Origin of the sequence: Marinoscillum luteum, assembly GCF_044005705.1 — a bacterium.
Lineage (GTDB): Bacteria > Bacteroidota > Bacteroidia > Cytophagales > Cyclobacteriaceae > Marinoscillum > Marinoscillum luteum.
This window is the reverse complement of record NZ_JBIPKE010000019.1, coordinates 297,119-311,404: the sequence shown is the minus strand read 5'-3', so window position 1 is coordinate 311,404 and position 14,286 is coordinate 297,119. Positions and strand designations below refer to the sequence as shown.

Annotated in this window: 13 protein-coding genes; 6 read left to right on the top strand and 7 right to left on the bottom strand. The window is 45.7% G+C overall.

From position 1 onward, the window contains the following. Position 1: 1 nt before the first annotated feature. Both dnaJ and ACHKAR_RS16365 read left to right on the top strand, forming a co-directional pair. Positions 2–1,129, top strand: a complete 1,128-nt coding sequence (gene dnaJ / locus ACHKAR_RS16370) for a molecular chaperone DnaJ (RefSeq protein ID WP_159583037.1) — start codon at positions 2–4, stop codon at positions 1,127–1,129. A gap of 44 nt (positions 1,130–1,173) precedes the next feature. Beyond that, positions 1,174–2,061 (top strand): hypothetical protein, encoded by an 888-nt coding sequence (locus tag ACHKAR_RS16365; protein ID WP_159583039.1) that lies wholly within the window; start codon positions 1,174–1,176, stop codon positions 2,059–2,061. Between the two features lie 10 nt (positions 2,062–2,071). Here ACHKAR_RS16365 and ACHKAR_RS16360 read toward each other — a convergent pair whose 3' ends face one another. The 7 genes from ACHKAR_RS16360 to ACHKAR_RS16330 form a co-directional block, all read right to left on the bottom strand. Beyond that, positions 2,072–2,734, bottom strand: a complete 663-nt coding sequence (locus tag ACHKAR_RS16360; RefSeq protein WP_159583041.1) for a lysoplasmalogenase — start codon at positions 2,732–2,734, stop codon at positions 2,072–2,074. Next, entirely contained in the window at positions 2,731–3,879 is a 1,149-nt protein-coding gene (locus tag ACHKAR_RS16355) for an MFS transporter (protein ID WP_395418485.1), read from the bottom strand. Before ACHKAR_RS16355 ends, ACHKAR_RS16360 begins: the two co-directional genes overlap by 4 nt. 2 nt (positions 3,880–3,881) lie before the next feature. Next, positions 3,882–4,965, bottom strand: a protein-coding gene (prfB, locus tag ACHKAR_RS16350; RefSeq protein WP_159583045.1) for a peptide chain release factor 2 whose coding sequence is annotated in 2 segments (ribosomal slippage) — positions 3,882–4,904 and positions 4,906–4,965 — 1,083 coding nt in all. Because the reading frame shifts where the segments join, the coding sequence is not laid out codon by codon here. 95 nt (positions 4,966–5,060) lie between these two features. Next, positions 5,061–5,519 carry a CBS domain-containing protein gene (locus ACHKAR_RS16345; RefSeq protein ID WP_159583047.1) on the bottom strand — a complete coding sequence of 153 codons (459 nt, stop codon included), beginning with the start codon at positions 5,517–5,519 and terminating at the stop codon, positions 5,061–5,063. A 152-nt stretch (positions 5,520–5,671) separates the two neighbouring features. After that, positions 5,672–6,736: a branched-chain amino acid aminotransferase gene (locus ACHKAR_RS16340; protein WP_395418483.1), complete on the bottom strand. Its 1,065-nt coding sequence runs from the start codon at positions 6,734–6,736 to the stop codon at positions 5,672–5,674. A gap of 24 nt (positions 6,737–6,760) precedes the next feature. Further along, positions 6,761–7,321, bottom strand: coding sequence for a cob(I)yrinic acid a,c-diamide adenosyltransferase (locus tag ACHKAR_RS16335; RefSeq protein ID WP_395418481.1), 561 nt, complete (start codon positions 7,319–7,321; stop codon positions 6,761–6,763). Between the two features lie 9 nt (positions 7,322–7,330). After that, on the bottom strand, positions 7,331–8,044 hold the full coding sequence (locus tag ACHKAR_RS16330; RefSeq protein WP_159583053.1) for an ABC transporter ATP-binding protein: 714 nt from the start codon (positions 8,042–8,044) through the stop codon (positions 7,331–7,333). A gap of 92 nt (positions 8,045–8,136) precedes the next feature. Between ACHKAR_RS16330 and ACHKAR_RS16325 the strand changes: the two genes are divergently transcribed. The 4 genes from ACHKAR_RS16325 to ACHKAR_RS16310 all read left to right on the top strand — a co-directional run bounded on the left by ACHKAR_RS16325 (position 8,137) and on the right by ACHKAR_RS16310 (position 14,270). Beyond that, a complete protein-coding gene (locus ACHKAR_RS16325) occupies positions 8,137–8,559 on the top strand; it encodes a hypothetical protein (RefSeq protein WP_395418480.1) in 423 nt (140 codons plus the stop codon). 210 nt (positions 8,560–8,769) lie between these two features. Next, entirely contained in the window at positions 8,770–9,402 is a 633-nt protein-coding gene (locus ACHKAR_RS16320; RefSeq protein ID WP_395418478.1) for an RNA polymerase sigma factor, read from the top strand. A gap of 158 nt (positions 9,403–9,560) precedes the next feature. Continuing rightward, positions 9,561–10,607 carry a FecR family protein gene (locus ACHKAR_RS16315; RefSeq protein ID WP_395418476.1) on the top strand — a complete coding sequence of 349 codons (1,047 nt, stop codon included), beginning with the start codon at positions 9,561–9,563 and terminating at the stop codon, positions 10,605–10,607. Positions 10,608–10,721: 114 nt separating this feature from the next. Next, entirely contained in the window at positions 10,722–14,270 is a 3,549-nt protein-coding gene (locus ACHKAR_RS16310) for a SusC/RagA family TonB-linked outer membrane protein (protein ID WP_395418475.1), read from the top strand. The last annotated feature ends 16 nt before the right edge of the window (positions 14,271–14,286 follow it).

Here is a 14,286-nt window from a genome sequence, read left to right as displayed (position 1 = left end):
AATGGCTAAAAGAGACTATTACGAAATACTGGGAGTAGATAAGGGCGCCTCTAAGGATGAGATCAAAAAAGCTTATCGTAAGATCGCTATCAAGTATCACCCAGACAAAAATCCAGACAATAAGGAAGCTGAGGAGAAGTTCAAGGAAGCAGCGGAGGCTTATGAAGTCCTGAGCAACGACGAGAAACGTCAGCGATATGATCGTTTCGGTCATCAGGGTGTTGGTGGAGCTGGTGGCTACAGTGGTGGTGGCATGAACATGGATGATATCTTCTCGCAGTTCGGAGACATCTTCGGCGGTGGAGGCGGAAGTCCATTCGATAGCTTTTTTGGTGGTGGAGGCGGCGGCAGAAGCCGACGTACCCGAAAGGGCACCAACCTTCGGATCAAGCTAAAGCTTACACTTCAGGAAATAGCCAACGGAGTAGAGAAGAAAATCAAGGTTAACAGACTGGTAGTTGACCCTAACACGAAATTTGCAACCTGTAGCACCTGCCAGGGCACCGGACAGGTAAGAAAAGTCATGAACACCATGCTGGGGCAGATGATGTCTACTTCTACTTGCCCTACCTGTGGTGGGGTGGGCCAGACGGTGGATAGCCGATCACCTGGCACTGACAGTTCGGGGATGAAACGTGAGGAAGATGTGATTTCGGTGAAGATTCCAGCCGGAGTGTCGGATGGCATGCAGCTGAGCATGAGCGGAAAGGGCAACGAAGTAGCGGGTGGTATTCCCGGAGACTTACTCATCCTGATAGAAGAACAACCTGATGAAACCCTTAAGCGGGACGGAACCAATGTGATTTATGAGCTACACGTGAGCTTCATAGATGCAGCACTGGGTACTGAAGTAGAAGTGCCCACGGTGAACAATCGGGTGAAAATCAAAATTGAGCCCGGCACACAAAGCGGAAAAATTCTTCGATTGAGAGGAAAAGGAATTAAGGATATCGAAGGATACGGTATAGGAGATCAGCTGATCCACGTGAATGTGTGGACGCCAAAACACCTGAGCAAGGATGAAAGGGCTACATTAGAGTCTTTGAGGGATTCGGAGAACTTCACGCCTAATCCGACCAAAGGAGAAAAAGGTTTTTTCGAGAATATGAAGGAATTTTTTGGCGCTTAATTTAAATTGGCAACTCATGTGCATTTAATACGTATTGGATAGGCATGTTGCGGTTGGTATTTACAGCGGCTTTTGGGCTGCTTTTTTCGTTTTGTTACGGACAGTTAAAGAAGTTTTATACCCTAAAGGAGACCTCTGGTTATAGCACCATAGATTTCACATTAGAGGCTACTGCTGGAAACTGTTTCATCAAATCATCAGATTCCGAAGGGCCTCTTTCTATTTATGGCAATCCCGATCTGGATAAGATCAATCCCTCATTTCGAAGTAAAATAGTCGATGATGTATGCAAGGTTCACCTGGACCTACAGGAGTTTAGATCCTCCAGCCTGAGCGACGGGATTCTTCTGGCCATGATCAGGGATAAATCGGAGCAAAACAACTACTGGAAGATCATTTTTGATAGGGAAAAGAAGTACCGGCTCAATCTGAGCTATGGTTTTGGAAATGCAGACGTGGACCTGAGTGGTACCTCCGTGCAGAATTTCAAAGTGAGATCAGGGAGCGCAGACATTTTGGTAGACTACAGTGATGGCGAGCCCAACAAGATCGAAATGGATACCTTTTGGGTGAAGGCCGATATGGGTTCCATTGTGGCCAGACACCTGGAGCTTGCACGTGCCAAATATGTGATGGCCAATATAGGTTTTGGTCGCGCCTTGCTGGACTTTAGTGATGCCAGTGACACCAGGTGTACCGTGGATGCCTCAGTAGGCGCTGGCAATCTGGACGTATTTCTTCCTGGTCGGGATGTGCCTATGATTATTTATATGAAAGACAGTCCTCTTTGCGGGATGCGTCTAGCAGAGGGGTTTGAAGAGGTAGAGCGTAATGTCTTTGTCAATATGAATTATCGGGCAGATGCCAAAAACCTTCTCACCTTCAAAGTGGATGTAGCACTGGGCAATGTAGCCTTTCACTATACCAACTAACCTTCCCCGATTATCCCCCGGGATGACTCATCACCCCTTTTACAATGAGAAACTGAGCCACTATATAGGTGGACATGATCCAAAACGTGGACAGGGGAATATCAATCACAAATTTATCAAGCGCTATAAAGCTATCTGAAAGCACAAAGAGGGCAGCTCCGAAGAACGCCAGCTGATAACTCTCGTCTGAAGTTTTTCCCTGACGAAACCGCGCCATGCTCACCATGCCCAGTATGCAGGCAGCATAGGCAATGATAGGCCCTGCCAGATTGCCCGTATGAGGTAATATGAAGTAGAAAAGGATAACGCCATACAGAACAATGGGAAGCAGTGCTTTCACATTTACCCTTGGCTTGCTGTAGGCCGATTTGTACATCACAATGGTGTAAAGCACCTGCGCCACCAGAAACATTCCCAACCCTCCCAGGAAATAGATTTCCTCATCCGGAAATAGCAGGAGAATATCTCCAGCCCATGAAAAAGTAAGCCCAACTGCCAGAAGTAACCTGGGCAGAGTGACCATGCCCCCGGCCATTACAAAAACCAGATAAATCAGTGTGGGTACCAGCAGGATTTTGGAGGTCTGGGCGAGTTGTGGTGCGTCGATCAGCTGCGCCGTAATATTTAGCGTCCCAAAGATCATGTAAGCCCCTATGGCGATTCGTTCTTTCATCTTCTATTAAAAAACTGGAGGTAAAGGAAAGCAATTAAGGAGAAAAAACCTGCTGCTCCAAATATGAGGGGAAAACGCTCGTTTACCCCCTGATAGGCAGTGCCCGATATTAGCGCACCCACACCAATCCCTATTTCCAGAAATATGAATAGAGTAGCCACACCCTTGCCTCGGCTCGCTTCAGGGCTCAGATCAATCGTCCATGCGAAAAGAGTGGGTGAATTCAGGCCATACCCAATCCCAAAGATGAATGCGCCTGCGAAAAATTGAAATGGTGTGATGGAGAAGCCCAGCACAATCATACTTGTGAAAATCAACAGGGTGCTTACTTTCAGGACTACTTTCCTCCCAAAGCGATCAGATAATTGACCACCAATGATCCTCACCAACAGTGAAGAGCTGGTAAATACGACAAAGAACAGCCCCCTGTTTTTGATGCCCAGAAAATCACTAAAGTCCGGCGCCAGCGTAACCACCGTGCCAAAGGCCAGTGTGGTCAGTATCATCACGGTGGAGGGGGTGAATACCGAAGGTTCAAAAATGTCTGAACGCGAAATTTTCAACATTTTGGGGTGAAAGGCTTGCTTTGTTTTTAGGGTCTCCTTCATGCCTATCAGGATGGCCACAGAGGCGAAAGCAAAAACGGAGCTGAGGTAGAAAAGTCCGTCGATCCCATACTGAAGGAAAAACCATGAGCCAATGGCTGGGCCTGAGGCCATTCCTACAGACCCAAAAAAACTAGAAATGCCCAGCGCCTCTCCTCGCTTATCGGCAGGTACTATGTCGGCAATATATGCTGAGGTGCCCGTGGGCTTAAATCCGGTAGAAAATCCGTGAAAAAGCCGGATCAGGAGAAAGCCTGAAACCGTGGCCACAACAGGATACAGAAGTGCGGCCAGCCCACTCACTGTAGCGCCCACTACCATCACCGGTATTCTTCCCCAGTGATCTGTGAGCTTACCACTAAATGGCCTGGAAATCCCCGCTGTGAGGGTGAATAGCGCAATGATGAGCCCAATGTATTCTTTCCCTCCCATACCGGTGAGATATGCCGGAAGCTCCGGAATAATCATGGTAAAGGAGGAAAAGAATAAGTATGAGCTAAAAGACAGGAGCCAAAAGTTCTTAGAGTACTTTTTGAACATGCCTAGTCTTGCTGATGGAGTAAGAAGGTTTTGATAAAGTCATTAATATCTCCATCCAGTACATTTTGCACATCGGTGCGTTCATGTCCTGTTCGAGCGTCTTTGATCAGCTTGTAGGGGTGGAGCACATAATTTCGGATTTGAGAGCCAAAATCAATCTTCATCTTCCCTGCTTCCACCTTGTCGCGTTCAGCGTTGCGCTTTTCTATCTCCATCTGGTACAGTTGGGATTTCAGCATTTTCATGGCACCTTCCCTGTTGGCCAGCTGGGAGCGCTCTACCTGACACACTACTACAATACCCGTTGGTTTGTGGGTCAGCTGCACTTTGGTTTCCACCTTGTTTACATTCTGTCCACCCGCACCACCGGAGCGTGAAGTATGCATTTCTATGTCATTGGGATGGATGTCTATCTCAATGGAATCATCCACCACAGGATACACATATACCGATGCAAAGGAGGTGTGACGTCTTCCGCCACTGTCAAAGGGTGAAATTCTCACCAGTCTGTGGACACCATTTTCCGATTTAAGAAAACCATAGGCCAGCGGACCGTCAAATTCAAGTGTCACGGATTTTACCCCGGCCACATCACCTGCCTGAAATTCCACCTCGCGCACTTTGTAGCCATTGGCCTCTCCCCACATGATGTACATTCTCATGAGTATTCCTGCCCAGTCATTACTTTCAGTACCACCCGCTCCGGGGTTGATCTGAAGCATGGCTGAGAGTTGATCCTCTTCGCCGGAAAGCATCTTTTTGAATTCGAGTTCCTCTACGTCTGAGAGGGCTTTTTCATAGGCAGCATTCACTTCCGCCTCTGTGCCCTCACCTTCATTTAGAAACTCCTGCAGGGTTTCAGCTTCCTCCACAGAGGCTGCTACTTGTTCGAAGTGGTCGGTCCAGGTCTTCTTAGCTCTGATCGCCTTCATAGTGGTCTCCGCATTTTGCGGGTCGTTCCAAAAATCTGGCTGAGCTGTGACCAACTCTTCTTCCTCTATTTCTTTTTTCTTGGCATCATAGTCAAAGATACCTCCTCAAGGCCGAGATACGGGCCTTCAAGTCTTTCAACTGATCTGTAGTCATGTTGTGAGATTTAGTGTTGTCGAATATTCGAGTGCGAAGTTATACAGATTTGAAATTGAAGGACAGAAATTGAGTACATTAAAAAGCTGGGTTTTCTACCAGGTGCTACTCTGCATACTGTGCACGGCTCTCATGATGTCTTTTTGTGAAATCTGGCCCATGAGTTTGCCCATATTGACCACCGGAAACCTCCTGATTCGCTTATCCAGGAACATTTTAGCCGCATCGAAGATGTTCGTTTCAGGAGAAATGCTAATGACGCCTGTGGTCATGTGCTCAGACACCTTACCATTGAGATTGGGCATATTATTGTATTTTCCACGTACCACTTCTTTCATACAGTCACCCTCTGAGATGATGCCTACCAGTTCCCCATGTTCGTTCACCACCGGACCGCCTGATATTTTGTTTTTCAGGAGGGTTTCGATGACTTCATCCATGTGCTGGTCGGGACGAAAAGTGATGAGTTTGGTGGACATATAATCGGCCACACTTACTTTCTGAGCTTTGGGGAGGGGCTTGGCTTGCTGCACGCCCCGGTAACTTTTAACCATATCATTTGAGTTTGGGTAGTCAAATAAGTTACACAAAAGGAGCCTGATTTCCTAATAGTTGACCGAAAGTGAGGGCTGGAGTGGCAAGAGATATGCTTACTGAAAGCGGTATAAACAAAAAAAGCAGTTTGTGACAAACTGCTTTTCTGATTTTAGATTTTATAGATCCAGTTGTGTGGATCTGGTATTTCTCCGGTTTTGATTTTGGTTAGTGTGTCCAAAAAGTCCGCGGAGTATTTCCAGTCCTCTACTGGAGGTAGGTGATAATCCACTCCCTCATGATGAATGAGTTTGATTTGCGCCACGGTGGCTGCAGTGCCTGCACCAAATGCCTCTTGCATGCTGCCATTCTTTATGGAATCAATCACCTCGCTTACCCTTACCGGGCGCTCTTCCACTTTCATTCCTTTGTCCTTGGCCAGCTGGATGATGCTGTCCCGGGTGATGCCGTTGAGGATGGTGTCACCGGCGGGGGCCGTTACCAGTGTGTCATTGATGACAAACATCAGGTTCATCGTTCCGCTTTCTTCCACAAACTCGTGTGTTTTGGCATCAGTCCAGATGAGCTGATTAAAGCCCTCTTTCTGCGCATCCACTGCGGGCTTGAGCGCAGCAGCGTAGTTGCCGCCAGTTTTGGCAAATCCGGTTCCGCCCTGAGCTGCACGGGTGTATTTGGTTTCTATTTTTACTTTTACAGGCTCTGCATAGTAGGCGCCTACGGGGCCGGTGATGATCAGAAACTGGTAAGAGTTGGATGGTCGAATGCCAATATAAGGATCCATGGCCAACTGCAAGGGTCTAATGTAAAGTGAGGTGCCCGGGGCAGATGGTACCCAGCTACTGTCCAGTTTCAGTAGTTCGGTGAGGCCACTCATGAAAAGCTCCTCTGGCACGGGAGGCATACACATCCTTTCTGCACTTACCTGAAGCCTTCTGGCATTGGCATCCGGTCTGAAGACCAAAATTTCTCCGTCAGCAGATCTGTTAGCCTTCAACCCTTCAAAAATGGTGGAGGCATAGTGTAGGGTAGTGTTGGCAGGTGAAATGCTCAGGTTGCCGTAAGGAACGATTCTCAGGTCTTGCCATTGTCCATTGCTGTAGTCGGCCAGGAACATGTGATCTGAATAAACTGATCCAAATTGTGGCTTTTCCAGGTCTGCCTCGTGGATTTTCGAATGTTTGGTTTTCGTGATGTTGATGTCGATTGTCTCAGTCATACCTCAAATAATTAGATATATTTTTTAATCATTACCTGGACTCCAGGGAGTTTCCGGTGCGTTCAGGAGTTGAGCCATTTTTCGAGACATCACAAAAAAGTAGTCCGAAAGCCTGTTCATGAATTTGATTAATTCACTCTCCACTGGTTCTTCTTGCGAGAGCGCAATAATGCTTCTTTCAGCCCTGCGGCAGACTGTCCTGCAAACGTGGCACAAAGATACAACCTGATGACCTCCCGGCAGAATAAAATTTTTTAATTCTGGAAGTTCACCGCTTGCTTTATCTATCCAAACTTCTAATTGTTTGATTTCAACCTCCGTGACCTTTGGTAATTTAAATCCGGTGAAGCCTGGCGCGGTGGCCAGAATGGACCCTATGGTGAAAAGATTCTCCTGAATCCAATAGAATTGATTCCCAATGCGAGCTTCCACTTCGGGATGATCTTTAAGCAATCCGATAAAGGAATTGAGCTCATCCACATTTCCATAAGCATCAATTCTAAGGTCAGATTTCGAAACTTTTTGGCCTCCCAGAAGGGACGTCTGGCCCTTGTCTCCTGTCTTGGTATATAACTTGGTACTCATACGGTTTATTTAAACAGCTGCAACAGTTGATCGCACGTTTTTATTGACTTCATCAGACTCGATCAGCCCATCCCGAAGCCTGATGATCCTATGTGCATACTCGGCTATGTCCTCTTCGTGTGTGACCATGATGATGGTATTGCCTTTTTGATGTAGGTCGGCAAACAAATCCATAATGGAATAAGAGGTTTTGGAATCCAGGTTTCCGGTAGGTTCATCCGCAAGTATGATACTTGGGTCATTCACAAGTGCCCGGGCTATGGCCACACGCTGCCTCTGTCCCCCTGAGAGTTCATTGGGCTTGTGCTGAGCGCGATCTGCCAAACCCACACCATCCAGCGCGGCAAGGGCTTTTTCTTCCCGATCTTCTTTCCCATAGCCAGCATAGATCAGCGGCAGGGCCACGTTTTCCAGGGAGGAAGCTCGTGGCAAAAGGTTGAAAGTTTGAAAAACAAACCCAATCTCTTTATTCCTGATTTCTGCCAGTTCGTTTTCTGTCAGGTCACTCACGTCGTGATCATTGAGGATGTAGGTCCCATCTGACGGAGTGTCCAGGCAACCGATGATATTCATGAGGGTGGATTTACCAGATCCTGAGGGTCCCATGAAGGCTACATACTCGCCACGTTCTATTTGGATGGAAATGGATTTGAGGGCGTGGATGGTTTCGCTACCCATCACATAGCTCTTCTTGATATCTTTAGTGTCGATTATGAGGCTCATAGACTTTAAAAGTAATAAGTAAAGTTGTTAAACAAGGTACCGACTAACAAACGGTAGTTTCTATAGTTTTGGTTTACAAATTAACTTCTATTATGCGAGTGGTACTAATCCTTTTTGCCTGGTTGCTCCAGAGTCCGTTTCAGGGATGGGAAACTTTGTCCCGGCTGGAACTGGTTAGTGGCTTTGATGATTTTTTGGGAGAAGAGACAGAGGTTCCTGTTTTTTCGGAGGAGCTGAAGGGCTTCGAGGGAGAAATCGTGACCATTGAAGGGTATGTGATTCCGCTCCAAACGAGCCGTGAGGGTGATTTTTTTGTGCTTTCGCGTTTTCCTTATAACAACTGCTTTTTCTGTGGAAATGCCGGGCCCGAGACGGTTGCCGAAATTTATACAAAAGACAAAGTGGCAACGGAGGATTCCAGAGTGCGGGTCACCGGCCGCCTGGAGCTCAATGCCAATGATCCGCTGCATTTGTTTTTTATTTTGTCGGAAGCCAGGGTTACTTCACTTGATTAAATCAAAGCGGGTCTGCATTTTCAGGATACTTCATTCAGACAGTAAACTAAGCGCCTTTGCTTTCAAATCACGAGGTTTTTAGCAGGTGGAATGATGATTTTATTGATTAAAAATATTCAAATAATACCCCTGGCAAATACAAAATTCTTCAAAATGGAATAGGATTTACGAAAATCTAATGAGATTATTGTAACAAACCAGCCTAACCCCATGGAGAATCCCTACCTAGATTCGTCAGTTGATAGAGGTATATTTGATAAAAAATATCCATCGCTTTCTGAAGCAACGGTGGACGATGAGGTGGTATGGGAAAAGTTTAAGAAGGGGGATAAGGCTGCGCTCACATTTATCTACAGGAACTACGCCAACCCACTGTACAACTACGGCTGCCAGCTGACCTCAAAGGAAATTGTGAAAGATGCTATTCATGATCTTTTTATAGAGATCATCAACAATAAGGAGCGTCTGGGCAACACTAACTCCATCAAGTACTACCTCTTCAAATCTCTGCGCAATAAACTGGTGAAAGTCCTTACCAAAATGAATAAGGAGCAATCCGGAGACATGGGTGATGCCTATCCCTTTGCTATATCCCTCTCTCCTGAGCTGGTGTTGATCAATCAGCAGATAGATGAAGAGAAGAGAAGCATGATTGCGGCAAAACTTAATGAATTGCCACCTCTTCAGAAGGAAGCCCTTCTCTTATTCTACTACGAAGGTTTAAAATACGATCAGATTGCGAGCCTTCTCGGGATGAAAGTGAAGTCTGCCAGGGCGCTGGTGTATCGTGGAATCGATTCCATGAGTAAGCTCCTCATTCCTGTTCGCAAGAACCTCTTGTGACGTTAATCCTATTGGGAATATCATAACAAATCGAAGTTTATTCTACATCCGCCACAAAATATGGAATAATATTTTGTCAAAAACACATTTATTCCAATTAGCTATGGTCATTTACCTCGAAAAGGTCTTTTACTTATAGTGTTGATCAAAAACCGTTGATGGATTTTAAAGAATTTGAGGTAGGAGACTTTCTCCAAAATGAGTTTTTCGTGGACTGGGTGATACATCAGCACCCGGAAGCGGATCATTTCTGGAGTAATTGGCTAAAGCGACACCCTGAGAAGGTGAGCGATGTGGAGATGGCTCGTGAGTTGGTCAAATCTATCCACTATAAGCAGGAGCACTCGATGAAGTCGGATGAATATTCTATCCTGATGGAGCGAATTCTCCAGCATAAGGCACCACACGGAGCGATCAGGTCAGTGAGTAATTTTGTGCTGAGGCATTCTTATCGGGTAGCGGCCTCCCTTCTGTTCTTACTAGGATTCTCCTTGATTTTTTATCTCAATTACAATGACTCAGTACCCGCCAACGAGCCTTCATTGGTTTGGAAAGTTGCAGCCACGGAGTATGGGCAGAAAAAGACCGTGCAATTGCCAGATGGCACGAGAGTGATGTTGAACTCGGGTAGTACAATCAAATATCCTGAAGGATTCGGGCCTAACCTGAGGCTGATCAAGTTTGAGGGTGAGGGCTTCTTCGATGTGGCTCATAATCCGGAAAGACCTTTTGTCATTGAATCCGGTGCCTTTACCACCCGCGTGTTGGGAACCTCCTTCAACCTGAAGCATTTCGAAGAAGAGACAGAGGCTAGCGTGTCTGTACTGACTGGTAAGGTGGAGGTGCAGACCGAAACAGGCAGATCCACCATTTTACTTCCCAACGAAATGGGCGTCTATGATAAAGAGAGCAATGACCTGAGGCGTCAGCGGTTCGATCAGAGAAAATCAATGGCCTGGACACATGGCACTTTATTGTTCGAAAACGAAGATTTACTGACGATTTTCGGTCAGCTGGAGAAATGGTATGGAGTGACTTTTGAAGTGGCAGAAGGAACCAGACTTGCTGGTAAATACAGTGGAGAATATAAACAAAAATCGCTCGAGTTGATCCTCGAGGGGTTAAGCTATACGTCGAATTTTAACTATGAAATGAACCATAAAACCATCTTAATCTATGAGAGAAAAAAAGTAAAACGCAACTAACCAATCTAACAAAACCTAAAAAAACAAACCCTTGCCTAACACAAGTTGGGGAACTCAGTGGGCAAGGGCGGTTTTTAGCAGTCAATTTTTACTTAACTAAAAACAGTTAAAAATATGAAAAACAATTTACTAAGGGAAATTCTAACCATGTCTAAACTCCTTTTTCAAGTACTTTTTCTTCAGGTGATTTTTGCGACATTTTTGTATGCAGAAGAAACCAGTGCTCAAAACAAGAGCGTTTACGAGATCAAGGTATCTATTCATGCCAAGGATGTGTCAGTCATTGAGGTGTTCAAGCAACTGGAGGAAAAGACCGATTTCCTCTTTACCTACAACGACGAGAATATCGATGCGAATAAAGTCACTCTCAACCGACGCAATAAGAGTGTGGGAGAGATACTAGAGGACCTTTCTGGTCTTACAGATTTACGCTTCAAGCGAATCAACGATAATATCCATGTAAACCGTAGCCAGGCCAAAAATGTGAGTGTGGAGGAAAACTACCTCACAAGGCAGGAATTTACAGTCTCTGGGACTGTCACTGATGAAGATGGAGCGGAGCTGCCGGGCGTGACAGTGCTCATCAAGGGTACGGCCACCGGTACGGTAACAGACCTTAACGGCGCATACAAACTGGCCGTTTCGGATGCCGATGCACTGGTTTTTTCTTCCGTTGGTTTCCTTACTCAGGAAGTGGCCATCAATGGACGAACCACCATCGATGTTGCCATGAACTATGACGTGCAGTCTCTGGCTGAGGTAGTAGTGACAGGTTATACCTCACAGCGTAAAGCAGATATCACTGGTGCGGTGACGGTAGTGGACGCTGAGGCTCTTAATGCCATCAAAGCACCAAGTTTTTCCCAAAAACTTGCAGGTAGAGCCACTGGGGTGACTGTTTCCAACTCGGGTTCTCCAGGGGGTGGCACCAACATACGAATCAGAGGGATTAGCTCCTTTGGGAGTAGTGATCCATTGATCATTGTGGACGGAGTGCAGATCCAGGGAGACAAAGCCATGAATGGTTTGAACCCAAATGACATTGAGAGTATGCAAATACTTAAAGATGCTTCTGCTTCCTCTATCTATGGATCGAGAGCCAATGCCGGGGTGATTATCATCACCACCAAGCAGGGAAAACCAGGGAAAATTAAAGTGACGTACGATGGATATGCTGGTGTGCAGAATCCCGTGGGAGGTTACAACGATATCCTGATCAAAGATCCTGTGGATTACGCGCGGATACAAATTGCCAAGAATCCTGCTTTGACCAATTATTATGGAGGAGATCCTAACAATCCAGTCATTCCGGATTATTTCTTCCCTGTGGCTACGAGTGATAATGGTACGCCCGACAATGCAGATGATGACTTCCTGATTCCTGCTAACCCAAATGAAGCTAGCTATTCTTTCCCAGATAATCTCATCATGAGATCCAATAAGGATGGAACAGATTGGTGGGATGCCGTTTTTGACCCTGCTTTAATCACTGAGCATCATTTTGGTATTTCAGGGGGTTCTGAGAATGCAACTTTTAGCTCTTCTGTAGGATACCTTAAGCAAGATGGTACCATGATCAATACCGGATTTGAAAGGCTTTCAGCCAGATTGAATAGCCGAGTGAACTCTGGTAAATTCACTTTTGGTGAGTCGCTTTCCGTCGCTCGTTCAGAGACTGTGGACCAGCAGGGAGGAAACCAAAACGAGCAGAATACGGTCACTCAGACTCTTTTGATGAATACCATTGTCCCCGTCTATGACGTGGCTGGAAACTACGCTGGAGGTAAAACCAACGGATTCTCAAATGGAAAAAACCCTGTAGCATTTGCTAAAAATAATAAACACGATATTGGCACGGATTTCAGAGTATTGACCAACATTTTTGGAGAGTACGAGCTGATAGAAGGACTAAAAGTACGGTCCAGCTTTAGTGTGGATTTCAGACAGAATTTTCAGCCAAGTGCCAACTTCCCAAGATATGAAGACAGAGAAGTCAATAGCAGCAACAGTTACCAGGAGACGCACCAGACTTATCTAAACTGGGTATGGACCAATACTTTGGAGTACAACAAGAAGTTTGGGGATGATCACTCTCTGAAATTGTTGGCGGGCCAGGAAGGGGTCAAAAACCAATTTAAGCAAATTAACGGTCAGGTGAATGATCTTGCATTCATTGATCCTAATGTGAGATTTCTAAATCTCAGCTACTCTACCTTCAGTTCTATTGGTAGCCAGGAGCGTGTGGTAGCACTCTCCTCTGTCTTTGGTCAGGTTGATTACTCCTACAAAGACAAATATCTGGTCAGCGGAGTTGTGAGAAGAGATGGGACTTCTGAGTTTTTGGGAGACAATAGATTCGGAGTGTTTCCTGCCGTCAGTGTTGGCTGGAGAGTTTCCGAAGAGTCTTTCATGAGTGGTATCTCATTCATAGATGACTTGAAAGTCAGAGGAGGCTGGGGTATTACAGGTAATCAGAACATCCCTGTGTCATACAATGCATATGATAGATACGGTGGTAGAAGTCCAAGTGATGCTGGATACGATCTTGGTGGTACTGGAGGCTCTATGACGCCCGGATTTACCCTTTATAGATATGGTAATCCAGATACCAAGTGGGAAGAGAATGAATCAATGAATATTGGATTGGATGCCTCCCTTATTGATGGGAAGGTCAGTGTAGTATTTGATGTGTATCAAAGAGATATCAATGACCTGATTTTTGACCCAACTAATGCTGGTTCTGCAGGTAACTCTCAGGCCTCATTCAGAAATGTGGCCTCCATGAGAAACACCGGCTGGGATTTGGGTCTTGGTTACAGAGAGCGATTTTCAGGAGACCTTGGGTTCAATGCTTTCCTTAATCTGTCTCACTACAAAAATGAAATCGTTAAGTTAGATGGTGAGGCTAGTGCCATTTTCCCTGCGGGTATTGACAAACGATTTGGTGAGGTGAATGTATGGCAGGTAGGTTCTCCTATTTCCAGCTTTTATGGTTATACCAACGATGGATTTTTCCAGGATGCCGCAGATGTAGCAGCATTGGATCAGGCAGGAGCAGCCATTGGTAGGTTTAGAAGAAAGGATCTGAATGGTGATGGTGTGATCAATGGTGATGACCTTGGGGTCATTGGCAATCCACATCCGGACCTGACCATGGGATTGAACCTTGGACTAGACTATAAAGGATTTGATTTCTCGGTGATGTTATTTGCTTCTATTGGAAATGATATCTACAACTACAACAAGCTGTTTACTCACTTTGGTCAGTTCAATTCCAACATGAGTAAAGATGTATTGACAGATACCTGGACAGAGAACAACAGAAACGCTTCACTTCCAAAGCTTGACGGGGGAGACACCTTCGCTAGTCAGTCGAGTGATTTCTATGTGGAGGATGGTTCTTACCTGAGGGCTCAGAACATTACGCTGGGATATACCATTCCTACGGCTGGCATCTCCAGCATCTCCAGCTTGAGAGTTTACGTGCAAGCTCAAAATGCATTTACCATTACGGGTTATAGCGGCATAGATCCTGCACTATCCAATGCTAACATTGGTACCGCAGTAGACGGAAGATTGCAGAATGATGGATGGACAGGTTATGACCTGGGTAACTATCCTGCATCCAAAATCTTCATGATTGGTGTAAATGCTGCTTTTTAATCATTTATGATAAATA

What these genes read in the sequence shown, in the direction of transcription:
- ACHKAR_RS16335 (WP_395418481.1), bottom strand. Translation starts at nt 7,321, where the DNA reads ATGAGTACCAAGTTATATACCAAGACAGGAGACAAGGGCCAGACGTCC.
- ACHKAR_RS16330 (WP_159583053.1), bottom strand. Translation starts at nt 8,044, where the DNA reads ATGAGCCTCATAATCGACACTAAAGATATCAAGAAGAGCTATGTGATG.
- ACHKAR_RS16325 (WP_395418480.1), top strand. Translation starts at nt 8,137, where the DNA reads ATGCGAGTGGTACTAATCCTTTTTGCCTGGTTGCTCCAGAGTCCGTTT.
- dnaJ (WP_159583037.1), top strand. Translation starts at nt 2, where the DNA reads ATGGCTAAAAGAGACTATTACGAAATACTGGGAGTAGATAAGGGCGCC.
- ACHKAR_RS16355 (WP_395418485.1), bottom strand. Translation starts at nt 3,879, where the DNA reads ATGTTCAAAAAGTACTCTAAGAACTTTTGGCTCCTGTCTTTTAGCTCA.
- ACHKAR_RS16360 (WP_159583041.1), bottom strand. Translation starts at nt 2,734, where the DNA reads ATGAAAGAACGAATCGCCATAGGGGCTTACATGATCTTTGGGACGCTA.
- ACHKAR_RS16365 (WP_159583039.1), top strand. Translation starts at nt 1,174, where the DNA reads ATGTTGCGGTTGGTATTTACAGCGGCTTTTGGGCTGCTTTTTTCGTTT.
- ACHKAR_RS16315 (WP_395418476.1), top strand. Translation starts at nt 9,561, where the DNA reads ATGGATTTTAAAGAATTTGAGGTAGGAGACTTTCTCCAAAATGAGTTT.
- ACHKAR_RS16340 (WP_395418483.1), bottom strand. Translation starts at nt 6,736, where the DNA reads ATGACTGAGACAATCGACATCAACATCACGAAAACCAAACATTCGAAA.
- ACHKAR_RS16345 (WP_159583047.1), bottom strand. Translation starts at nt 5,519, where the DNA reads ATGGTTAAAAGTTACCGGGGCGTGCAGCAAGCCAAGCCCCTCCCCAAA.
- ACHKAR_RS16310 (WP_395418475.1), top strand. Translation starts at nt 10,722, where the DNA reads ATGAAAAACAATTTACTAAGGGAAATTCTAACCATGTCTAAACTCCTT.
- ACHKAR_RS16320 (WP_395418478.1), top strand. Translation starts at nt 8,770, where the DNA reads ATGGAGAATCCCTACCTAGATTCGTCAGTTGATAGAGGTATATTTGAT.